The sequence below is a fragment of the Enterobacter asburiae genome (genome assembly GCF_008080435.1).
In the GTDB taxonomy this organism is placed as follows: domain Bacteria; phylum Pseudomonadota; class Gammaproteobacteria; order Enterobacterales; family Enterobacteriaceae; genus Enterobacter; species Enterobacter asburiae_C.
Genome location: NZ_VRKN01000002.1, coordinates 138321 through 161612, shown reverse-complemented (window position 1 = coordinate 161612; position 23292 = coordinate 138321). Strand labels below are relative to the sequence as shown.

Here is a 23292-nt window from a genome sequence, read left to right as displayed (position 1 = left end):
CTTCGTTAAAACATGAGGTCACAATGGATAACCGCAAAATCAGTCGACTGCGCCGTTGGGCGCGGGAAGGGATCATACTCATTCTGCTGACGCTGGCCGTGGTGTGGGGCGTTGATCAATACCGAAAACCGACACTCCCCGCCAGTTTTAGTGCAACACCGATGCAGAGCATCGACGGCAACATTCACGATATCGCGGCGCTCAGCCAGGAGCGCCCGCTGCTGATTTACGTCTGGGCCACCTGGTGCAGCATATGTCGTTACACGACGCCTTCGGTCAATACGCTGGCGGAAGAAGGGGGCAACGTCGTCAGCATTGCCATGCGTTCCGGCGATGATGCAAAGCTTGTGCGCTGGGTGGACAAGAAAAAGCTGAGTCTGCCGGTGATTAACGATGAAAACGGTGCGTTGTCGCAGCTGTGGCAGGTGAGCGTAACGCCGACGCTGGTCATTGTGTCGAAGGGTAATGTGGTCAGTACCACGACGGGCTGGACGAGTTACTGGGGATTAAAAATCAGAATGTGGTGGGCAGGGATGTAAAAATAACCCCTCTCCCGGCGGAAGAGGGGTGTTGTATTACTTAGCCAGAACTTCCTGCGCGGTGCGCTCAACCAGAGACAGCAGGATTTTAATATCTTCCAGCGTTACGGTTGGGTTCAGCAGCGTCAGCTTCAGGCAGGTGACGCCGTTATGCTCGGTCACACCGACGTTCGCACGGCCGGATTCCAGCAGCGCATCACCAATTTTCTGGTTCAGCAAGGCAATGCCCGCGTCGTCCATCTGTACCTGTCCGCGGAAGCGGAACAGAACGCTTGCCAGCTGTGGCTGCATAACCAGTTCCAGAGCAGGCTGCTCTTTCACGTAAGCCGCAACCTGCTGCGCCAGCGTCACGCCGTGATCGATGATCGCCGCGTATTGCTCCTGACCCAGCGCTTCCAGGCTCATCCACAGCTTCAGCGCGTCGAAACGACGGGTGGTCTGCAGAGATTTGGACACCAGGTTAGGTACGCCCGCTTCTTCGTCGAACTCAGAGTTCAGATAGGCCGCCTGATAGCGCATCAGCTCATAATGACGCGCTTCTTTCAGCAGGAACGCGCCGCAGCTGATGGTCTGGAAGAACTGTTTGTGGAAGTCCAGGGTGACGGAATCCACCAGCTCGATGCCGTCCAGGTAATGACGATACTGCTCAGACATCAGCAGCGCGCCGCCCCAGGCCGCATCAACGTGTACCCAGATGTTCTGCTTCGCGGCCAGTTCTGCAATCGCACGCAGCGGGTCGATAGCACCGGCATCAGTGGTACCTGCCGTCGCGACGATCGCCAGAATCTGCTCGCCGTTCGCATTGCACTGCTCAATTTTCGCCGCCAGATCGGTCAGATCCATGCGGGAGAATTCGTCCGTTTTCACCTGCACCACGGACTGGTAACCCAGACCCATCAGCGCCATGTTTTTCTGCACGGAGAAGTGTGCGTTTTCGGAGCACAGCACGCGAATTTTGCGCAGATCGCCCACCAGGCCGTCCTGCTGAACCGAGTGACCCTGACGCGCGAAGAACGCATCGCGAGCCAGCATCAGGCCCATCAGGTTGCTCTGAGTACCGCCGCTGGTGAAGACACCTGCGTCGCCGGCCTGATAACCCACGCGGGTACGCAGCCACTCGATCAGTTTGATCTCGATAATGGTTGCGGACGGGCTTTGATCCCAGGAGTCCATACTCTGGTTAGTGGCGTTGATCAGCACTTCCGCCGCCTGGCTTACCACCAGGCTTGGGCAGTGCAGGTGCGCCACACACTGCGGGTGATGAACGGACAAGCTGTCTTTCAGGAAGAACTCCACGGCGCGTTCAATCGCCGCTTCGTTACCCAGCCCTTTCGGGTTGAAATCCAACTTAATACGGTCACGCAGTTCCGCGACCGTTTTGCCCTGGTACATCTCAGGCTGTTTCAGCCACTGCATCACAGCCTGAGTGCTTTGTTCAATCGCCTGCTGGTACGCGTCAATGCTCTGCGCAGAGGAGAACAAAATTGGGTTTGAATCAGACATCGTAATCAATAACTCCGGTTACGCCGGGCGAACGCCCGCAGCAAGCAGTGCCTGCTCAAATTTATCCAGGAAGATTTTCAGCTCTTCGTCGCTGATCAGCAGAGACGGCAGCAGGCGCAGAACGATACCGTTACGGCCGCCGCGCTCCAGAATCAGACCGGCTTCGAAGCACTTCTTCTGAATCAGTGCAGACAGCTCGCCGTCGCCCGGGAAGCAGCCCATGTGGTCCGCGGCTTCGTGTGGCTTAACGATCTCAATACCGATCATCATGCCCAGACCGCGCACGTGGCCGATGACCGGATAACGTTTCGCCATCTCTTTCAGCTGACCTTTCAGCCATTCGCCCTGTGCAGCCACTTTGCCTGCGATGTTCTGGTCTTTCAGGATTTTCAGCGTCGTCAGACCGGTTGCCATCGCCAGCTGGTTGCCGCGGAAGGTACCGGTGTGGTGACCTGGCGCCCATGCATCGAACTGCTTTTTGATACCGAGAACGGCCAGTGGCAGACCGCCACCGACTGCTTTAGACATCACGATGATGTCTGGCTCAATGCCTGCGTGTTCGAAGGCGAAGAATTTACCGGTACGGGCAAAGCCAGCCTGAACTTCGTCGAGGATCAGCAGAATGCCGTGTTCCTGAGTCACTTTACGGATGCGCTGCAACCACTCAGCCGGAGCCGGGTTCACGCCGCCTTCGCCCTGAACGGCTTCCAGAATCACCGCAGCAGGTTTACGCACGCCGCTTTCAACGTCGTTGATCAGGTTATCGAAGTAGTAAGTCAGCGCTTTCACGCCCGCTTCACCACCGATACCCAGCGGGCAACGGTACTCGTGCGGGTAAGGCATGAACTGCACTTCTGGCATCATACCGTCAACCGCTTCTTTCGGAGAAAGGTTGCCGGTCACGGACAGTGCGCCGTGGGTCATACCGTGGTAACCACCAGAGAAGCTGATGATACCGCTACGACCGGTCACTTTTTTCGCCAGCTTCAGCGCCGCTTCAACGGCGTCAGCACCGGATGGACCGGTGAACTGCAGGCAGTACTCTTTGCCCTGACCAGGCAGCAGAGAGAGCAGGTATTCAGAAAACGCGTCTTTCAGAGGCGTAGTCAGATCCAGGGTATGTAACGGCAAGCCGCTGGTAATGACATTTTGGATGCTTTTCAGCACATCAGGATGGTTATGGCCAAGCGCAAGGGTCCCTGCGCCTGCTAAACAGTCAAGGTATTCTTTATTATCTGCATCGGTGATCCACACGCCTTCTGCTTTAGTGATGGCTAAAGGCAGTTTGCGAGGATAACTCCTGACGTTAGATTCAAACTCGGCCTGACGGGCCAGATAGGTTTCGTTGCTTTTATGGGCATCTACGGTGTCAATACGGACTTTATCCGTCATCATATCACTCCTACAACCGCCGCTTCGTTATGAGCCACGATTGAATAAAAAGTTAAAAAACAGATGGGGGCCTGAAAAAAACGCCGCCAATATAGAGCCTTTTGCCACGGGGCTCAATGGTTAATTTGTTTACTGTTTTGTGACACGGGGTTATGGCGAGAAAATATCCCCATTTTTAAAATGAAAATTGCATTTTATGCCAAATAAAAACAGCCTGTTACAGGCTGTTTGTCCGGCGCGTGAAGTCGCAGAAAAGAGTGTGACAAAACGTGCCATCGAATGGCATAAAAGGAGGTTGGCTCTCTCTATTCTTGTGTCATGTGCAAAAAGCGGTGCTCATGATCGATGCACAACGGAATCACGCATTAAAAATGGACTTTCAACGCGCGTGGTGTCCAGATGTTCTTCACCGTTAATAATATGCAAGGCGCTCAGGCGACCAATCTCATAGTGCGGCAGTTGAACCGTAGTGAGAGAAGGCAGGAACAACTCCCCAATACCCACCATATTGTCATAGCCAATTACTGCGACATCTTCCGGTATGCGAAGCCCTTGCGCCAGTAGCGTCTGGTACACCATAAATGCGATACGGTCGTTGCCGCAGATAACGGAGTCGAACCGGGGAAGGCCGTTCTGCATGTGCGCCAGCAACACTGACGGGATATCACGATAGTGCTCGTCCCCTAACGCCATATAGCTGTGCGCCAGGCTGTTCGGGTCTAGCCCCGCTTCACGGCAGGCGCGTTCCAGCCCCTGACGGCGTCGGGTTGTGGCCAGATGTCCCGCAGGTAAATGCAGGCAGAGAGGTCGTTGATAACCCTCTGAGAGTAACGCCCGCACGGCGGTATACTGCCCCTGTTCATCATCAGGAATATAGCTGGCGACCTTTTCGCCGTCACTTTCGCAATTGGCCAGCACGCAGGGAAGGGTGAGGAGTTTGGCCGGGAGAGGAACCTGACGTAACCCCATGGTGGTGTAGATAATCCCGTCAGGCCGATGAGAGAGGAGAAGGTTGACAATGGCGTCCGGGTTGTCATCGGTAAACATATTCATCACGAAGCTGTTCCAGCCGTGCATTCTGGCCGTCTCTTCAATGGACAGCGTGATGTCCACCGAGAAAGGTGTCGTCACCGTATCGAGCGCCAGTACGCCGATGGTTTTCGGCGAGGCATGCGCGCCGCGTATTTTCTTGGCGGACAGGTCAGGAACGTAGCTGGTCTGCTCAATAGCTAACTGAACGCGCGCGAGCGTTTCCGGTTTAAGGCGCTCCGGGCTGTTAAGTGCGCGGGAGACCGTCATCAGCGATACGTTAGCCAGCTTTGCGACGTCCTTCAGGGAAGCCATTTTCTTACTCCGTTAATGCTCTGTGTGAGAGGGTATACAACTAAGTCGCTGATGTAAAAGGAAGGCTGATGTCCAGGCCAGGTCACGCTAACCTCAGTGATGAATTTTTGATCGCGATCTCATTCTCTCAATGTTAACGTTAACTTTCGTGATTAACATCTTAAATCTTAGCCAAACAGCATGAGAAAGAAATAATGTTAACGTTACCATTGTGTCATTACTCCAACATGAGAATGTCATGATGAAAACGCATCACTCTCACAGCTACCCTTTACTGAGCGCATTATTGTTTTTCTTTTTTGTTACCTGGTCATCTTCCGGGTCGTTACTCTCCATCTGGCTTCATCAGGACGTGGGCTTAAAAGCGGGGGACACCGGCGTTATCTATGCCGTGCTTTCCGTCTCCGCGCTTTTTGCTCAAATCTGCTATGGATTTATTCAGGACAAACTCGGCCTGCGCAAAAACCTGCTCTGGTTTCTGACCTGCCTGCTCATTCTTTCTGGGCCGGCTTTTTTGCTGTTTGGTTATCTGCTGAAAATTAACGTGTTACTCGGCAGCATTTTCGGTGGGATTTTTATCGGCCTGACGTTTAACGGCGGGATAGGGGTACTGGAGTCCTATACCGAGCGTGTGGCCCGCCAGAGCCAGTTCGAGTTTGGCAAGGCGAGGATGTGGGGATCGCTTGGCTGGGCGGCGGCAACCTTTTTTGCGGGGCTCCTGTTTAATATTAATCCGAAGCTGAACTTCGCTGTTGCGAGCTGCGCAGGGCTGGTGTTTTTTGTTTTGCTGGCACGTCTCAGGGTCTCTTCCGCCCCGCACGCCATGCAGGAAGCGGTGTCTGGCGGTAAGGTCACGCTGGAAGATGCCTTGCGCCTGCTGACGCTGCCACGGTTCTGGGCGCTGGTGTTTTTCGTTATCGGCACCTGTATTTATGGCGTTTATGACCAGCAGTTCCCGGTCTATTTCTCCTCCCAGTTCCCGACGTTACAGGAAGGGAACGCCATGTACGGCTATCTCAACTCCTTCCAGGTTTTCCTCGAGGCGGCGGGTATGTTTTGCGCCCCGTGGCTGGTGAATCGGCTTGGCGCGAAGAATGGCCTGATTTTCGCGGGAATGGTGATGGCGATGCGTATGGTGGCATCGGGTCTGGTTGAGGGGCCAGTATTGATCTCCATTACCAAGCTATTGCACGCGGTTGAACTGCCCGTTTTGCTGGTCTCAATCTTTAAATACAACAGCCTGCATTTTGATAAGCGGCTCTCTTCCACCCTCTATCTGGTGGGCTTTGCCTGTACAAGCTCGGTGATTGCCTCGGTCTTGTCGCCGCTGGCCGGTTACAGCTATGAGAAATACGGCTTTGCCCAGTCCTATCTCATTATGGGGCTGTTAGTTTTCAGCACCACGTTTATCTCCATCTTCCTGCTGCGCTCGGGTACGTCCTCTTCTGACCCACTCATGCCGCAACCCTCCACTATCTGACTGAAAAGAGTAGACAAATGACATATTCCATTGCCAAAGCTGAACAGGAATTGCAGGCCAGACATGGCAGTCTTAACCTGCGCTGGTATCCGCGTTACCACCTCGCCGCGCGTGCCGGCTGGATGAACGACCCAAATGGCCTGGTCTGGTTTGACGGCTGGTATCATGCGTTTTACCAGCATCATCCATACTCGACCCAGTGGGGACCGATGCACTGGGGCCATGCGCGCAGCAAGGACTTAGTTCACTGGGAACACCTCCCGGTTGCACTGGCGCCGGAAGGGCCAGAAGACAAGGATGGTTGTTTTTCCGGATCGGCAGTAGTGGATGGCGATACACTGGCGCTGATTTACACCGGACATAAATTCCACGGCGACCCTGATGACGAGGCGAATCTCTACCAGGTGCAGTGCCTGGCGACCAGCCGTGACGGCATTCATTTTGCCCGGCAGGGAATGATTGTTGACACGCCGCCTGGGCTGCATCACTTCCGCGATCCGAAAGTGTGGCGTGAAGGGGAGAGCTGGTACATGGTTGTCGGCGCGCGGGACGGTGAGACGGGCCAGGTGCGCGTATACCGTTCTGCCGATCTGCGCGAGTGGCTGGATATGGGCGTGCTTGCGGTGGCTGAAAAAGAGATGGGCTATATGTGGGAATGCCCGGACTTTTTCACCCTCAATGGTAAACGCGTGCTGATGTTTTCGCCTCAGGGGGTGGCGGCAGACGGATTTAAAAATCGTAACCTTTTCCAGAGCGGCTACCTGCTGGGCGAGTGGCAGCCCGGTCAACCTTTCATGCCTGAAGGGGAATTTGTGGAGATGGATCACGGGTATGATTTCTATGCACCACAAAGTTTCCTGACTCCCGACGGCCGCCGCATCGTTATCGGCTGGCTGGACATGTGGGAATCGCCTCTGCCGGAACAACAGGATGGCTGGGCGGGTATGCTCTCTTTACCGCGCGAGCTGACGCTGAGTGCGGATGACCGTCTGCAAATGCGTCCAGCCAGGGAAGTCGAAAGCCTGCGCAGGGCGTGGTTCCCCTGGCCGGTGAGCACGCTTAACAATCAGCAAATCACTCAGGTGGAAAGCTGCGACGCGATGGAAGTGATTCTGCAATGGGATTGCAGCAACAGCAGCGCGGAGCAGTACGGTATTCGTCTCGGAGACGGGTTACGTCTCTATGTCGATGCGCAGATGCAGCGCCTGGTGCTGGAGCGTCACTATCCGCAGTATGGCTTGTGTGGTACCCGAAGCGTCGCGCTTAATCTGAACGACACGCTAAACCTGCGCCTGTTCTTTGATAACTCATCGGTGGAGGCGTTTGTCAATGAGGGGGAAGCGTGCCTCAGCAGCCGCATTTATCCTGACGTGGGGGGACGCGAGTTGGTGTTGTTTGCCTGGACGGGGAGTGCATCACTTATTGATGCCGGGGCGTGGCAATTAGAGTAAATGGGTTATATCAGAAAAATTCAGTAGGGTCCGTAAATAATAAAGGCGACAGGTGTCGCCTTTATTATTATTTAATCTTTCTGGCGTAGCCTTTGAACTGACCTTCTTTACTGACCGCTAATTTGCCTTTAGCAGGATAGTAAATGAAGGTGTATAACCCTTGTGAATAAACCTTTGCCTGAGGCTCGTTTTCATCCAGCGCGCCTAATACACCATCAACATCCAATATGTCACCTTTAATCGTGATCTTCATCTCTTCCCATTTAAAGGCGTGCGTTGCTTTAGCTGCCTGAGCATGTTGCTTCGCGTCTTTCCTGGTCCAGATACCCGTACCTGCAGCGGCATCACGCGCATTCGCCCATGCTGCATTTTGTGCGGCTTCATTGTAGGCATTCTGGTGGTTTTGCTCAGCAAGGTAGCACGTATCTTTGCTAATCCCCTGGTGTTCACATTCAGCCATACGCTGAGCAGGCGACGTACATGCAGAAAGCAGAGTCGTAGCACCTGCCATTAATAGTGCTAAGAGTGTTTTTTTCATTACGCAAAGACCTTAAATTAAATATATACAGCAGGCGAATATTCAATGTCCGCAAATATAATAAGACTGATACATACAACCTAACCATATGCCAATAAGGATAAGCGCCATGTATAATATGAAAGAGATAAAAATATATTTTGCCATGCTGCTTTTCTATTAAAAGCCGATCCCTACACCGACGGAAGCACCCATGTTATTAGCGGTATCATCAGAGAAACTCACTTTACCAACCATATGTTCGTTAAAGTTAACCGATGCTCCAACAGCTAAGGCGCTTTCACCGTTATAAGTCGCACCACCAGCCGAGAACATAGTGCGCTGGTTGGTTTGCACCTGTGGTAAGCCGGCCATCGCCATCGCGCCACTGATGCCTGCGTTTGCTTCTTTCTTGTTGTTGTCGACTTCATCATGCAGCGATTTAAATTGCTGGTTAGTATTGTTATTCAATGCCTGCAATGTCTGCTTTGTTGCCTGCAGATCCTGAGCAGTAGAAGACGTTGCTTTAGCGTTAGCGTCTACCTTCGCCTGCGTAGTCGCATCGACTTTCACCTGGGTAACCGTGGTAGTGACCCCGTCTTTACCGTCAATGCCGTCTTTAGGTGGGGTTTGATTCTCTAACGTTGTGATTCGCAGATCATGGTTGGCTAATACCCCATCTTGCAACGTTTCTTTATTTTTAAGATCAATAATATCAGACCCATTTTTTGCGACACCTTGTAAGGCGGTGTATGCTTTATTATTTGCGCTATCAGCTTTTATTCCTGCTAATGTTGCATCAGCTTGTGCCTGGTTAGCTGTAGTTTGAGCCGTATCAGCTTTAGTTGAAGCATCATTCGCTGTTTGTAATCCGATAACGGCATCCTTAGCTAACAGATCGAGGTTATAACCAGCACCTTGTGTACCAATAATAGTAATATTGTCCTGGTCAGACGTTACAGGAAATGCAGCAGCATTAGCCACGCCCGTCAACACAACGCTAGATAAAAAAATGGCAACAGCAGTTTTAGCAACTTTCATTTAAAAGCTCTCATCACTTTAAAATTAAAAACAGTAAGGCTGCAATCCTGGCAGGATGGCGTAACGTCTTGTTATACCTTAGTAAGATCATAAAGGTTACGGTGAGTTTTGAATAAATCACTTAATTCGTAACGTGTAGTAACTATCAATTAATGCCTGTTTATGGATATTGATCTAAATCATAAATGGCATGAATAGTTAAAGTGGTTTTTTGAGGTGAGATGGATAATATCTCAATGTTTACATTAACTTATAAGATGCGAATCAGATGTGAGTTTTGCGGTAAGCCTTTGATTGAGAGGCTGAATATTTAGCAATGTTAAACGGTTTAAAGCTAACTTTATATTTCATTCGAAATAATGTTAGGTAATTAATGAAAGAAAAATCAGATAGGCTAAAAACTAAATATTTTATGTAGGGATGGATATTTTTCTGACCACTAAAAAAATGGGCGTTTTTAGAAAGTAATAAAAATGTTATTGGAAATGGTGTTGCTTCAAAGGAGGGGCATGATAGCCCCTGCCACTATCAAGCTTGTTTCTTCTCATTCCATGCATCTGAATGCAGAATATTGCCATCTCTATAAAGATGAGTGATTTTCTCATAGGCTAAAGAAATGTCTTCCATGTGGCCTGTACCTGTAGTTGTGCGTGTATCATGCATAACCGGACTCACACTAATCACTTTCACCCTTTCTAATGTAATTGTGTAGTACTCCTCCTCTTGACCGCTATAGTTGATTCTGAAAAATTTAAATTCAGCGCTATGCAATGTTTGACCAGTAGCTGTAGCTTTAAACAAGTATGGTGAAGAACTATCGAGCTCCTTAGTGAAGTTAAACGGGTAATGCTGACGTGTTCCTGTAACTTGGCCTGTTAAGTGATCTGTAGGAATTCTCAAGCTATGTTGTAGGCTTCTTAGTTCAATACTTCCTTCTCGTCCCTGCACATCACAAGACCCCATAATCAGAGATCCTCCATCATCTTTTAAAATCAAATGTACTGGTACAGCCATTTATTATGCTCCTTGCTTTCAGTCGTATAACCATCTTCCTGCTTTAGCTGATTCTGCAAACATTCTTACAGTAAGAGGTTTTGAGATTTGCTTTACAGGTTTATCAGTAAACCATTTTCTAAAGAACCAGGTTCTAAGCCACGGATAATATTTCTGATAATTCATTTCTGAAATGTCAATGTTAAAAAAGCTGTCGTATTTATTTATGCAATAAATTAAATCATCATCATCTGCATAATCTTGAAGGATATCATCTAGCTCTAACGGTATCAGTTTTCCTGTGAATGTACCTAATACAGGTAATTCTTTACGGAAAAACTCTAAAACTTCCTGATCTGTTACCATATGCGATCTTTCTCGTGTGCAATCGTGTTGTAGTCACGAACGGTTTTATAAACTATTTGACTAATATCGCTCGCTACTATAGCCCAACCAACAACAGGTAAACCACGCCCTACAAATGTGGCGTAATAAAAAGACAGAAAGGAGCATTCATTAGCTCCCCTTTGTGTAAACCTTCTCAAGCTTCTACTTTAAAGGTATTTCTCTAGGCATATACATATCGTTTTTTGGTCGTTTGCGCTCTTCAAAGTGTATTGCTAGAGATAAATACATAATTGAATTTCGTGCTAAGCTAATGAGTTGCATAAGTCTTGATTCAAATTGGCTTATTGGGATTAAAAGAGAGTGTGAGGATAATTTCTCTTTTTCATCAATATTTGAGCTAACTTTATCGAGTTCTTTATTTAATTTTTCAATTTGATTTTGAAGTTGATCTAATAGTTCAGTACTGTTATCTTTTTTAGCTTGTTTGAGTTGTAATCCAACTTGGTTGATTTCATTTGGTAGGGTACGTGCTAATTCTTGTTGTTTTTTAAATTCATCATCGTGATAGCTATTATAGGATGTGGCAAGCTCATAGCCGAAATCATCTACTATCTTTAATGAACGATGTTCCATAGCATTTCTAATATCTGCAAAGGCTACGGCGTTTGGGTCTAGCCATTTTGTTACAGTATCTGAGTTACCAACTTTACGAATGTCTTTCAGAATATAGAATAAAGCATGAATGAAATGATTGTCGCTATCTTTCAATTTCTTATGTGGTTTCCATTCACTATTATTTTTACTTGTGAAATCTCGAAATAAATTGTCCATGCTGAGTTTTTTGTCATGTTTCATATCATTTAAATCGAAGAAGCGACTAATTAGATATGCGACTTTATCAAATAGTGAATACACGGCTCTGAATGCTGATTTTAATTGAGCTACCTTCAGGTTATTTATTGAGTATGACATATCATCAACATGTTGAAATGTCGAATTGAACATGTGAGAAATTTCATTAGGTATATCTTTTGAAGAAAAAATTAAATATCGGGCATAGCTGTAATCGTTTTTTAACTCATCGTAATTCCCGTGATAAGCTAATTCTTCATGCATTGCAAGAGAGCTATTTAGAGGTTGAACAAATGATGGCAATGAGAAAACATCTTGGTAAACTATTGGATACTCACAAACATCATTCAAATCATTAAGAAAAAGCCTGTTTTTAGCGCACCATTCAAAATACTGCTTATGTTTACTTGATTTGAATTCTTCATTGTATTCTTTGAAGTAATCAAAAGCTGAGATTTCAAAAGTACATTCAAACCACTTTTTAAAATTGAATAGCCGCCCACCTTCTTTAAGGGGGATCCTTTGCTCAGGGTATAGTTCATTAATGTTCTCGATGCCGTTATTGACAAGTTTATATGCCATCAAAAAGTGATATTCAGAATGACCATTATCATAAAGTGATTGACCGAGAAATAATGCATTGTCAGCTTTAGCCAAAATTGCCACTGGGTTGTTATCTATTGAGATTGCTTTATCATAATGTGGAATGCAACATAATACTCTCCCTTGTGAGGAAAGACGACTAGCTAAATTAGTTTCAACCATTGACCTAAGATTGTTATAAGCTTCAATATTTTTCTCGTGCTCTTTCCAATCTATTTTTGGAATTGTATGTAATGCCTTCCTGTAATAGATGATGGCATTCATTAAATCATGTGAGTACCACTCTGTACTACGATATTTATAGAGTTCGGAATAACAGTTACCTAAGCAATATAGATAATGTGCTTCATATAAAGGATGTGGGAATTCTAAATCGTGTCTAGTGAACCTCTCAACGAGTGCAGCTAATGAAGCATGATCGCTATTGATAATGAATTGATCTGCTAATTTACCGAATTCATCTAGTTCATTTTTTGTAATTAACAAAATGACTCCTTAGCCAAATAATAATAAGTAGAAGGAGCATTCTAACTCCCCCGCAATTTAAATTACTGTATCTAATATTTCTGATAGAAAATCTGCAAAATTCGAGAATGAACCAAAGACATTTTCAGTACCTACATTATCTCTAATTTCAAAAAGATTTGTTTTATTGTCGTAGGTGAATATAGAGGTGCTGTCATTGCCAATAACTAATCGCTCACTTAAATCAGGATTAATGAAATCATTGTTATCCCTGTAAAAATCATTCATCACAAAAAAGTTCCTGACTAATGGCTCTGGAATGGATAGGCTAAACAAAATCAGACCATCAAATTCAAATCCATCCATTGTTTCTAAGAACGTAACATAATCAGGCTGATTTACGAATAATAGACAAACTTCATCACCTATCTTTTCAAGCATTGGGCTTAAGCTAGAAGTTGATTTTCGCTTAGTTATACTCTGAATGTATTGGTCTGTGATAGGAACTTCTATTGGATATTTCCAATTGGTCATTTTACTTTTTAAGTCATTCAGGATTTCACTAATATTATTACTCATTTTAATTCCTAATAATTAATTTAGCGGATAAATTGAACCAGTTGGCATAGCCCACGGCGTTACTTTGCTATCACCTGCTATCATACCTCTTGTTACGGATGATTGCATATTGGTAAGCACTTTATGGAATGGCTCATTTTCAATCAATGACAGGTTATCAAAAGCGTTAGTACCACCATCATCTAGCGGTAACTTGTGGTGAACGCTCCAACCGCTAGGAACACCACCTTCTGACATACGCAATAAATCTGATGGATTAAACTTGTTTGCAGCTTCCGGTGTACCAGCAATGTCTTTAAGGAAACTTTTTCTGATAGAACTATTAAACTCTCGTCTTAATACTGCTGCTTCGGCAGGATCACGTCTGACATAGTTAATTTGCTTAATTTCTAATCCATCAAGCAACTTAGTTTCACTTCTCAACTTTCCTAAGTAACTATTCATTTCTTCATATAGTTGAGCATTAGGTCTTTTAGCCAAGAGAATAGAAGCCGCTGCTATAGCAGCACCTGCTGTTTTTTCATTTAATACTTGATCATAACCCTGAACAGCCTCACCGCCTAATTGCTCTGCTGTTTTCCTGAATTCTTCAACGTTTCCATTATAAACACCTCCAGCAGCTAATAAACGTCCTGCTGCTTTGCTATTAATTGCTTTAGCTGCTTGAGCATGTTGTATAGGGGCATCTGATGGATGAATTTTTTGTGTTGGTGCTGGCTTCCTTCCCTGATGGCTATCTAAGCACTTTTGGTAAGCATCCCTAACTTCCATTTCAAACCATTCATGCCAATGCTCCATAAAACAGTCATAGATAAGATCACCTTTCTCATCAAAATAAAATGGGTGCTTCAAGTAATCCCATTGTTCAGATTCATCTATTCCAAGAAACCAGCCAATATCTATATTATGCTGTGTATGATCATAAGCACTGTCGTATATACCATTACGTTTACGATCATACTTAGCTGAAAAGGGATTGATAAATCCGATTTTCCGCTTTGGCATTTGTTGGAGGCTAAAGTGAGAGTAGTTGTCAGAATCAAGATCGTAGTAAATTCTGGCTCTTTCAAAAGCTACTTCTGGCCTTAGTATGTACTGGAAATCTTCCGGGCTAAGCTCCCTTGCCGCATCCCATACCATCAATAATCTGAAATCGTGCATGTAGATCCCTCTCAATGTTAAGAGGTTATATTAGCATTGCTCGCTATGTGGTCAATTATTTAAATTGTGAATGCATTCGGTAAAAATATTTATTAACTGTATGTGTGATGTCGCCGCATGATGGAAGTAACGATAAAGAAATGGGCGTAAAGGAACGCTAAGGAAAGATCATTATGTTTCTTGTGTTTGTTCATTCTATCGGGGTGTTTATTTTGTCTGCGAAAAAGCGCAGTTTTTGAATCATACAAGTTTTTATAAGAAGCTCCTTAACATGGAAAGGAAACTCTATGTAAGGGGCTTTTTTGTTTCTGCAATACAAGGAAGTGTTGAATGGAATTTAAAGATCTTAAAATTGGTGATGTCTTTGAAAGTAATAATTATGGTTTGTTCAAAGTACTAGGGATTAATTCTCATTCAAACATTACTATTGAATTTATGAATACAGGTAATCGCAAATCTTCACGATTTCAGAATCTAATTAAGAGTAAAGTTAAATATGGGAATACATCAAAATATACAAGGTTAAATGTTGGGGATATTCTTGAAGGTCATAATTCTGGTAAAAAAAAATTATAAATATCATCAACCGTAAAAATATCACCATTGAGTTTTTAGAAACTGGCTATTCTAAAACTGTACAATCTTCTGCTATCAAACAAGAGGGTGTTAAAGACCCAATGAAACCCACTGCATACGGCATAGGGATAAAAGGTAATGAACTGCCATCGCAAGTAAAAGGGAAAATGGTTAAAGAATATGCCATATGGAAAGAAATGTTAAGACGGGTGGCAGATAAAAAAGCTTACAGAAATTTCCTAGATATTGTGAATGCTCAGTATATGAAAGGTGGTTGTATTACCCAAACTTTTATCATGATATTAAAAATCTTCCAGGTTATGATGAATGGTACAACAATACAGAAAAATGCAAATATAATCTTGATAAAGATATTAGAATTCCTAACGCAAAGGTTTATTCTCCTGACACCTGTATGTTTGTTACAGCTACAGAGAATTCATTAGATGCAAACCTACGTAAACACAATCTCAAGTAAAGTAAGGCTTACTTTCATAGTAAGCCTTTTTTGTGTTGGTAGATTTAAAAACTACACATAAATTTTTCTACGGATACGCCGCCTACCTGCAAAACAAATTTCTATATAGATAGCTTTTGATTGCATTTTTTTATGAGTTATTGAAAAATAACTTTTATCGTTAAAGCCTAATGCGTGAGTTGTAAACGGTGATAGTGTAGTATCTGACGTATCAAATTCCCTTGTTTCAATATCCTTTCTACCCAGTTTATGCCAACATTTAGAGGCATAATAAATTTCCCAATGAGTTAAAACTACTGGTCTTGGTGAGAGGTTACGAATTCTGATTTCATGACCAACATTTACACTAGTAGTAAAACTTGCTCCTACGTCTATTCTTGTACGATCACGTAAGGTTTCCATTACCTTAATGATTGCTAATACTGTAGCTACAAACGCTCCCCACCATGAAACAATGATTGATACGGTTACATCTTTGAATAACTCTTGCATTCATCATTACCATTTTTTTGATGCTTTGGGTGATGCTAACGCTCTCTTATTGAAAACGCCACATCACAAAACCTCTAATTTTCTTCTAGCGGCAGACTTGGGTTTAGTTGTCCTCATAGCGGGTAGATGGTGCATGAATCCATTATGTGATTAAGCTATTCAAGGTGTGATAACTGCTGTGATAAATCGAAAATCCTTGCGCCTGATCCATGCACCCGGTTACACTAAGCAGCTACAATTTTTCTGTTTAAATGATTGTTTTATATAGCTTTGACTCGGGGTGCCCCATCGCTGATGGGCTGAGAAATACCCGTACCACCTGATCTGGATAATGCCAGCGTAGTCCTGGCGATTATCCAAGATATAAATCAAAGACTTATCTGCGATTTTCGAACCGTTTTGTTTAGCCGAACACATCGAGGCTCACGAAATGGGACACCAGACCATACGCCACACCATTAAACGTAACGGGGTTTATTACGTTCGTTTTCGCCTGCATGATAATAAGTTTTTCCGTAAGTCGTTAAAGACTGACAGCCACACCCAGGCGCAGTTGCTCATGTCTTTTGCTTCTCCTGTAATTCCTCTGGTTCAACGTGGAACCATCCAACCGGATCACTTCGGTAAGCGTCTTTCTGAGTATGGCAATAGTCTGAAGCAGCAGAATGAACAATGGCTGGCGCACCAATTTCTGAATGATGTGCGGCGCAATATTCAGCCGATAGTTGTTCATGAAGACCGCGAGGTTGTCACTCCTTCGGTAGATGAGGAAGAACAAATTGAAGCACAACCAGAACACGTGTTAACACTGGCTGGCGCTTGGAATATGTACAAAAAGGGGAAAGCCCAAAACTGGACGAAGGCAATTTCACAGGCCAATGAGCGCTTTATGGAAGTCATGTTCATTGTCCTTGGTGCATCAACAGATGTAATGACGATAACCAAGCAGGACATCAAGCAGGTGATGGAAGTTGTTGAAAACTTGCCTAAGCGTGTAGTGCAGCCTTATCGGTCAATGACGGTTCAGCAATTGATCGAGTGTGATGATGTGCCACCTGAAGATTTGGTTGGCGCTGAGTCTATCCACAAGCATTTAAAGATTTACAAATCGTTGTTCAAAACCTTCCTGACTGACAATAAAGATATTCTGGAGAAGTCTCCGACTGATGGAGTTGTCGCCGCACCGTCGAAAGCGAGGTTTGGAGCTTACAGTGCAGCAGAAATGAGAAAGTTTGTAAGGTGGGCGCTCAAGCAGCCTGATGGCTGGCAGAAATGGATCACCTTGTTGTTGGCGTACACGGGAGCCAGAAGAGGGGAGATCGCCAAGCTGGAGAAATCACAGATCAAATTTGATGAAGATAGCCAGCGGCACTATCTCCTGATCGCAGAAGGGGGGCAAGGCAAAACAGAGAATGCTACAAGGCAGGTAGTGATTCATCCCAAACTGATCGAGTGGGGTTTTCTTGATTTCGTTAATCGACAGTGGAAAGAGAAAATCTTCTCCCCTGTATCTGGCAAAAACATGCCGAAGATCGGCAAGGTCTTAGCAGATGTTCGAGATCAGCTTGGTATTCCGTACCTTGATGATTATGGACAACGCCGACTGGTACATTCATTCCGGCACACTATGATATCGACCTGTTTAGCTGGCTGGGTTGGCAACCTAGCGCACTTACAACAGACTGTAGGCCACGAGAAAAGCGGCTCAGGGATCACTAGACGCTACCTACACACGTTCCCTTTATTAACAATTTGTTATGTAATTGATGGCTTATCGTGGGAAGCATAATTAGTCCATTGAAGGGGCTGATTATGCCGTGGTGCTCACCGAGCCAGAGATGATCGGTACATGATAAGACAGATGTTAACTGACAAGAAAATGATGATACGCATTCGGCGATTTATGCTGGTATGCCCTACACGGCGCTAAATTGTTGTTATTGCTGTAGTCAATATGCGGGGGAAAAATCCCCCGCAGATGTGTTTTTAAGGTAGATATTTAAGAATATCAGCCGACCAACTTCGACGATGGATAACGCGGGCATGATGCAAGTTACCATCTAATATTTCAGCTTTTGTAAGCTGTGATAAGTTAGGCCAGTTGTTATCAAAGATATAAGTTGCATTATTACTCTGAGAACTTTCAAGTATGTAGGTGTTTTTACTGGAAAAACCAAATACTACGTAGCCTTGAAAACCAGCTCTTCCGACAGCAACAAGGTCAGGTTTTTTACTATTTACAAGTTCCAGCCTGCCTTCAACAACAGCGGCATTTCCCTTTCCTCTGATATTAATCGCTTTGAGAATCTGTGAACCGATAGCACTCCAAGGGTATTGGCCCTGTGGAAGAAGGTTCCAATTTAGTTTCAAAGACTTACTTGTGATGATGGTATCTAGCTTCTCGTCAACCACTTCGCACTTACCGAAAATCTCCAAAAATAGATTAATGCAGTGAGTTACCGAGGCTTTGTTCTCATCACGCAAAGTCAATTTAGGAGAAATGACCAGCTTTTCCCCTTTCAGGTTTTCGACAATTTTCAACTCGATGCTCGGAGGAGGGGTAAAAATCCTCTGATATCGCTGATACTCAATTTCACGTGTTTCCGTGGTCTCTTCAGTATGTCCTTTTCCGGCCCATTTCTTCCACGTCCATGAGACTTGACGATAAGCTGTTTCTTTTGGAAGTGTTTTATCAGGCACGGATTTGCCGTTGGCATTAAATCGAGATATTGCTCCAACGATATGAGGAAGAACCTCCTCACCAAGTGACTGACTGGAGGTGAACCCGATCAATTCACTTTTTTGCTGGCTCGGTAATGGATGAGCGATAAAAACACTTCTACCATCAAAAGGAGTAATGTAGTTATCAATGTTTCTAACACGTTTCTTCTGAATAAGCATTGGTCATACCTTTTCTGTATTAACTTAAGGTTTACACAACCAACCAAGCCGGGCACAATCAGACCGTCAAGAATGATGTCGAGGCTAACAATCGTTATGAGTTTGCAGACTCATGGTGGTCGTGCTTCATAGACCGGGTTCACATACGTGCGCCCGGTTTTTTTATGCATATAATCTGAGCATGAATACAATATGTAGTGCTTGAATAAAAAACTTACACTACATGGTGAGTATTCTAGTAAGTATTCTTTTCAGCACAAGGGTTGATTTTGACGTTAAATTGAGGTTGTGAAAGGGTAAAAATGCAAAACCCTACACAGCATAAGGCTTGGAAGACATGTCAATGATTAAGAAAAAAAAATCAAAATTTGATCGAGTGCTGATTTCTTCAACTGGAGGGCAGAATTGCGCAACATGATATCGCGCAATCTTTATAAGAATAATGAATGTTGCCAGTGGTTTTGATAGTTGCGAGCAACATATAGATGACATTTACGTGTGCGAAAGGATGTGTCTAAGAATGACCTCTACAGGCCATGCTCATGTAAAGACCTATAGCGGCTTCAATCCTTTTTAAATCTTAGCAACTTGCTAATGATGTGGCTGCTGAGAAAAAAAACCAGTATCCCCACAATGAAGGAAACTAATGTCTGTGCAGTCTTGTCCCCGTCTACCGAACTAAAGCGACGATCTACGAAAATGATAGTGCTCCAAGTTGTAATCAAAGGGATCACAATCATTAAGACCATCCTTAATGCGAGTAAGGGTTTTTTGATCGCTTGGAAGATTAAGCCAACTGTAACGTACAAAATAACAATCGAAAGCATGGCATACGCAAAATCGCTGATTGGATACATTTACTTACTTGCCCCGTCGAGTCCTGTTCTTCAGTTTACATCCTCCTATCGAAAATGTACCCGTAACAGTTGGTGATCTGTTAGACCGCCAGCCCAGACCCTCTGCAAAGAACCAGAATGTTCACAAAATATCCAACAGCCGACACCCCCAGCAGTGCACTTCACTACTTCATCCCATAGGCCATCACAACAGGGAAAACTTACCACAACAGAGCATTTTGCTGTTCGTTTTCTGCTCTATTTAACATAATGGTTCTTATAAGTACTTGACTGGAATTGTCAGGTATTGCTTTTCGGAGCGTTGATGCGAAGCGGGGTAGACAACAGCGATTTCATCAACAGAAGGAAAGCATTCGGGAGGATTTGAGGTAAGTTCTCTTGTTCAAGGATTTTGGATGAGTTTATCTGGTCACCACACAATTTCAGGTTTCAGGCCTTTTAAGTTGCCAGTGCATCAAATGCCATAAAAGCACATTTTTCTATTCGCAGCAGACACAAAGCCACTACAGCGACGTTACCACAACGGGTTGAAGGTTTGCCATCACCTAGCGAAATTCTCTCGTCCCAGCGGCCACAGATGCGTACCTTTTTCCACACCAGCGTATGCATTCTCACCAATCCCTTCTACGCTTCACCAAAAGCGCTACAGCGCGTCATCTCCACACAATTGTAAACTGACAGACCCATATCACAGCGCCACGCTGAGAGGCTCTCACAGGCCCAGAAATGGACTATTTTTCGTTGATTTTGCACGAGAAATTATTATTTTTCGGTCTGAAGAGCGGATCGGTGATTGTGTTTAGCTCCAATATGGCTGGCAGATCTGCCGAGGTCCTGCCACTACTGTATCCGATACCATAACGATCATCACACCCCACAGGCGAGCCAGTGACACAGACGGCAGGAGGGTGAATTTAACGAGTATTTAACTCTATTTAGGCTGTATTTAATTCCCCATGATCGTGTGGATTATTGACAAGTAGGCCACTGAAGAAAGTTCAGTGGACTCGTAGGGGGCAGACCATAAGCACGTCTAACCACTGAAGAAAAGTAAGTGGTAATCCGCTGAAGAAAGGTAAGTGGTGTAGTGCGATTTTACCACTGAAGAAAGTTCAGCTTACTAAAGCATGTGATAACTTCGTTAACTCTTTTACTAACACATCCTTTTGACTAAATCATTAAAACCAAGGTCAACACCTTAAGGTCAAAGACTGGTTGAACATGCGTTCAATTATTGGTGTTAAGGAGTGATGTCTTCGCTCTGAATGGCTGTGCCACTTCAGATATATGTGTGGTAAGAAGCTCTCTTCGATGACGTGAACAGACCCGTCATCTCATGACCTTCTAACCCTCGTTAACCCATCGCTACGCTCTGCGACTCGGGTAACCCGACAGCCTACGGCAACAGCGTGTAACGCTGCTCTGTGTGGGTATGCGAACTTGTTCGCCATATGTGGATCGGAGCACGGCGTAGAGGACTGCCTCGCATCTGTCCGGTTCACTCCGGGGCGGCGCGAGCATTCCTTTATACCGCACAGCGGCTCTGTATCGCGTTCTGAGCGCCTTTCTCTTATTGTTGGTGACTTTGTACTTCTTCACTCGCTGCGTTGAATCTGGGGCGTCTGAGAACGCCACACAAACAAAACTCTTGACAATGGTTCTAAATTTATAGTATAAGACCGCCCCAGCTCCGGGATTTACAAAAATAATCTTGACTTATTTATAAACACAAAAAACAAATCTTGACAAAGATCGTTTTAACTGTTAATATGTACATACTTAATGAATAAACATTAACCTGAATATAGGAGAACATTTGAGAACAGCCGCCATCGACTTTAAAGTCGCAACTGCCCAAGAAATCTTTAACGCCTTAGTCCATAACATCACCACTACCTCTGCGCTTTATAGCTTCCAAAACCGTGTTGGTACGAATAAGCGAAACACCAAGAAAGCCCTTGAAATGCTCCGTCAGTACAAATTGGAGCAGAAGCGTAACGCTCGTTACCGCCAGTCAATAAAAACCATTCTCAAGCCTGTCAATCCCCGGATAGCCGCAGGGGAAGAGGTAACTGATATCTTCTCAGATGTCATCAATGGTTATATCTGCCTGTACCGTGATCGAGTGGGAATTGCCCTGCATGAGAAACAGGTATTAGCGCTTATTCTCACCGAGGCTCGCGAAGATCTTAAAAAGTATGGTGTTGATCCTGAGAAACACCGCTAACCTTCGTTTTTAATACCCGTTGGCGCAAGCCATCAAAACGAAATCGCCGTAAAAACGGCTCCTTACCCCTGGTCAAATCCATGATCACAGGGGCGCACCCGCATATCTAACGCACAGGAGAGATGATGTATGAAACTGTCACTTGATGATGAAACATACGCAATTTTACGCGAAGAGTCTGACCGTTTGGGGATGCCTGTTCCCAGGATGATCCGGAACATGTGCCAGAACTTGGCGAAACACATTCAGAAACGCAACGAACAACCACTGACGAACCCAACAGGGAGAAAAAACGATGGGCCAGAAAAAAACTGACACTTACGATGTCATTTACTCAAGTATTCGCCGGATTACTAAACTACGCACGGCAGAAGGTGAAATTCGATTCACTGCTACGATGAAGTTGATTTATGCGTACATCTGGACGTTTCAGGAGAATAAGGATCGCGGAAATAATGATCCCATTCATACCAACACGAACGTTATTGCGTGGGAAATGGGGGTATCAGAAAAGTCAGTGATTGATGCTCTTAAGGCTCTTGATGCTGCAAAGGTGGTTATAAAACGTACTGTAAAAGTGCGTGGTAACGTTAATTCAAGTAACTACGTGGCAATCCCCCCTGCGTCTGTTGCTGCCCTAGGGATTACTCCACCACATCCGAACGAATCAAAATCCAAGCCTAAGAAGAATAAAGCAGCAGTAGGCCCTACAGGTGATGCTCTGCATTATGGCAGCGCCACCGGAACAGACGAGCCAACAAACGAGGAGAAAAAAGGCAATGGCGAGCAGGCACAGCAGCAAGAGAGCGAACAGCAATCCCCTGGTATGTCGCCCACGGCGATTTACTCAGAGAGTAAACCCGTGCAACGGGCTAATGATGTGGCCTCTTCATCTGCCACGGATGATCCTGAACAGCGATCTGGCGTTTCACTGTCTGCTGGTGATAGCTGCGATGATGTTCCCGCTAATTATGCGGTGAGTGTCCCTAATGAAGGGCTGAGAGATGAACCACGGCGAGCCTGTATTGGTGATCTGAATTACTGGCTAAATCAGCGAGAGAAAGGCTTCGGCTTCTATAAGTACGGCCAAGAATGGGGGAAAAGCGATGTGGGGGAAATAATGGCTTTAATCTGGGAACACTATGTTTATGCTCTTGAATTGGCACTCAAAAACGAAAATGTTTACTCTTGGATTAGTGCACCTTTTAAAGGTGTCCAGTTACGCCCAGAAGCACGTGCTTGGGCAGAGTCTGAAGTGGTTTTGACCTGGCAGGAAGAGATCCAGATTGTCTGGAACCTTAGAGAAGTTCTTTCAGGTCAGGAACTGACCAGAAGCCAGCCAGGGGAACATATGCGGCCTGATGATGTTCCCGCACCCACAACAGAACCAGTGCCAGCAATGCAGCAGGTTAATGGGCCTGATGTGGACCACATTAACTGTGAAGATAGTGAAGAAAAACAGGAAGAAGAGTTTGAAGCTCCGTTTTAACATT

General features: G+C 45.2%; 21 protein-coding genes and 1 pseudogene. 9 read left to right on the top strand and 13 right to left on the bottom strand.

Going from position 1 to position 23292, the window contains the following annotated elements; genetic code table 11:
- Positions 1-23 precede the first annotated feature (23 nt).
- Positions 24-539 carry a protein disulfide oxidoreductase gene (locus FU672_RS03895; protein ID WP_148242248.1) on the top strand — a complete coding sequence of 172 codons (516 nt, stop codon included), beginning with the start codon at positions 24-26 and terminating at the stop codon, positions 537-539.
- 36 nt (positions 540-575) lie between these two features.
- Here FU672_RS03895 and FU672_RS03890 read toward each other — a convergent pair whose 3' ends face one another.
- The 3 genes from FU672_RS03890 to FU672_RS03880 form a co-directional block, all read right to left on the bottom strand.
- Entirely contained in the window at positions 576-2042 is a 1467-nt protein-coding gene (locus FU672_RS03890; RefSeq protein ID WP_148242247.1) for a pyridoxal phosphate-dependent decarboxylase family protein, read from the bottom strand.
- A gap of 18 nt (positions 2043-2060) precedes the next feature.
- On the bottom strand, positions 2061-3437 hold the full coding sequence (locus FU672_RS03885; protein ID WP_014884533.1) for a diaminobutyrate--2-oxoglutarate transaminase: 1377 nt from the start codon (positions 3435-3437) through the stop codon (positions 2061-2063).
- Positions 3438-3770: 333 nt separating this feature from the next.
- Complete coding sequence (locus tag FU672_RS03880) at positions 3771-4778, bottom strand: LacI family DNA-binding transcriptional regulator (RefSeq protein ID WP_148242246.1); 1008 nt, start codon at positions 4776-4778, stop codon at positions 3771-3773.
- Positions 4779-5016: 238 nt separating this feature from the next.
- On the opposite strand from FU672_RS03880, the gene FU672_RS03875 reads away from it, so the two are divergent.
- Entirely contained in the window at positions 5017-6258 is a 1242-nt protein-coding gene (locus FU672_RS03875; protein WP_148242245.1) for an MFS transporter, read from the top strand.
- Between the two features lie 17 nt (positions 6259-6275).
- Complete coding sequence (locus FU672_RS03870) at positions 6276-7709, top strand: glycoside hydrolase family 32 protein (protein WP_148242244.1); 1434 nt, start codon at positions 6276-6278, stop codon at positions 7707-7709.
- Between the two features lie 67 nt (positions 7710-7776).
- On the opposite strand, the gene FU672_RS03865 is transcribed toward FU672_RS03870, so the two are convergent.
- The 8 genes and pseudogenes from FU672_RS03865 to FU672_RS03830 all read right to left on the bottom strand — a co-directional run bounded on the left by FU672_RS03865 (position 7777) and on the right by FU672_RS03830 (position 14268).
- Positions 7777-8247 carry a hypothetical protein gene (locus tag FU672_RS03865; protein ID WP_148242243.1) on the bottom strand — a complete coding sequence of 157 codons (471 nt, stop codon included), beginning with the start codon at positions 8245-8247 and terminating at the stop codon, positions 7777-7779.
- A 159-nt stretch (positions 8248-8406) separates the two neighbouring features.
- Complete coding sequence (locus FU672_RS25070) at positions 8407-9267, bottom strand: YadA C-terminal domain-containing protein (RefSeq protein ID WP_187360778.1); 861 nt, start codon at positions 9265-9267, stop codon at positions 8407-8409.
- A gap of 528 nt (positions 9268-9795) precedes the next feature.
- Positions 9796-10281: an Hcp family type VI secretion system effector gene (locus tag FU672_RS03855; protein ID WP_148242242.1), complete on the bottom strand. Its 486-nt coding sequence runs from the start codon at positions 10279-10281 to the stop codon at positions 9796-9798.
- Positions 10282-10299: 18 nt separating this feature from the next.
- The gene (locus FU672_RS03850; RefSeq protein ID WP_148242241.1) at positions 10300-10626 is read right to left on the bottom strand and encodes a DUF1493 family protein; all 327 of its coding nucleotides are present in this window, start codon (positions 10624-10626) and stop codon (positions 10300-10302) included.
- A pseudogene (locus tag FU672_RS25440) lies at positions 10620-10742 on the bottom strand (STM2901 family protein); the annotation flags it as partial. The gene FU672_RS03850 and the pseudogene FU672_RS25440, both read right to left, overlap by 7 nt.
- 67 nt (positions 10743-10809) lie before the next feature.
- On the bottom strand, positions 10810-12549 hold the full coding sequence (locus FU672_RS03840) for an LA2681 family HEPN domain-containing protein (RefSeq protein WP_148242239.1): 1740 nt from the start codon (positions 12547-12549) through the stop codon (positions 10810-10812).
- A gap of 57 nt (positions 12550-12606) precedes the next feature.
- Positions 12607-13107, bottom strand: coding sequence for a YrhA family protein (locus FU672_RS03835; protein WP_148242238.1), 501 nt, complete (start codon positions 13105-13107; stop codon positions 12607-12609).
- Between the two features lie 15 nt (positions 13108-13122).
- Complete coding sequence (locus tag FU672_RS03830; protein ID WP_148242237.1) at positions 13123-14268, bottom strand: HNH endonuclease signature motif containing protein; 1146 nt, start codon at positions 14266-14268, stop codon at positions 13123-13125.
- A 330-nt stretch (positions 14269-14598) separates the two neighbouring features.
- Here FU672_RS03830 and FU672_RS03825 point away from each other — a divergent pair, with 330 nt between their 5' ends.
- Both FU672_RS03825 and FU672_RS03820 read left to right on the top strand, forming a co-directional pair.
- Entirely contained in the window at positions 14599-14844 is a 246-nt protein-coding gene (locus tag FU672_RS03825; protein WP_148242236.1) for a hypothetical protein, read from the top strand.
- Positions 14845-14945: 101 nt separating this feature from the next.
- A complete protein-coding gene (locus FU672_RS03820; RefSeq protein WP_148242235.1) occupies positions 14946-15290 on the top strand; it encodes a hypothetical protein in 345 nt (114 codons plus the stop codon).
- An 83-nt stretch (positions 15291-15373) separates the two neighbouring features.
- Here FU672_RS03820 and FU672_RS03815 read toward each other — a convergent pair whose 3' ends face one another.
- On the bottom strand, positions 15374-15814 hold the full coding sequence (locus FU672_RS03815) for a hypothetical protein (RefSeq protein WP_148242234.1): 441 nt from the start codon (positions 15812-15814) through the stop codon (positions 15374-15376).
- 430 nt (positions 15815-16244) lie between these two features.
- On the opposite strand from FU672_RS03815, the gene FU672_RS03810 reads away from it, so the two are divergent.
- A complete protein-coding gene (locus tag FU672_RS03810; RefSeq protein WP_148242233.1) occupies positions 16245-17603 on the top strand; it encodes a site-specific integrase in 1359 nt (452 codons plus the stop codon).
- Positions 17604-17800: 197 nt separating this feature from the next.
- On the opposite strand, the gene FU672_RS03805 is transcribed toward FU672_RS03810, so the two are convergent.
- Positions 17801-18715 (bottom strand): hypothetical protein, encoded by a 915-nt coding sequence (locus FU672_RS03805; RefSeq protein WP_148242232.1) that lies wholly within the window; start codon positions 18713-18715, stop codon positions 17801-17803.
- A gap of 2673 nt (positions 18716-21388) precedes the next feature.
- Between FU672_RS03805 and FU672_RS03800 the strand changes: the two genes are divergently transcribed.
- The 3 genes from FU672_RS03800 to FU672_RS03790 all read left to right on the top strand — a co-directional run bounded on the left by FU672_RS03800 (position 21389) and on the right by FU672_RS03790 (position 23288).
- Positions 21389-21799, top strand: a complete 411-nt coding sequence (locus FU672_RS03800; RefSeq protein ID WP_148242231.1) for a hypothetical protein — start codon at positions 21389-21391, stop codon at positions 21797-21799.
- Positions 21800-21928: 129 nt separating this feature from the next.
- Positions 21929-22114 carry a hypothetical protein gene (locus FU672_RS03795; RefSeq protein WP_148242230.1) on the top strand — a complete coding sequence of 62 codons (186 nt, stop codon included), beginning with the start codon at positions 21929-21931 and terminating at the stop codon, positions 22112-22114.
- Positions 22095-23288 (top strand): hypothetical protein, encoded by a 1194-nt coding sequence (locus FU672_RS03790; RefSeq protein ID WP_148242229.1) that lies wholly within the window; start codon positions 22095-22097, stop codon positions 23286-23288. The genes FU672_RS03795 and FU672_RS03790 overlap by 20 nt, the downstream gene beginning before the upstream one ends.
- Positions 23289-23292 lie beyond the last annotated feature (4 nt).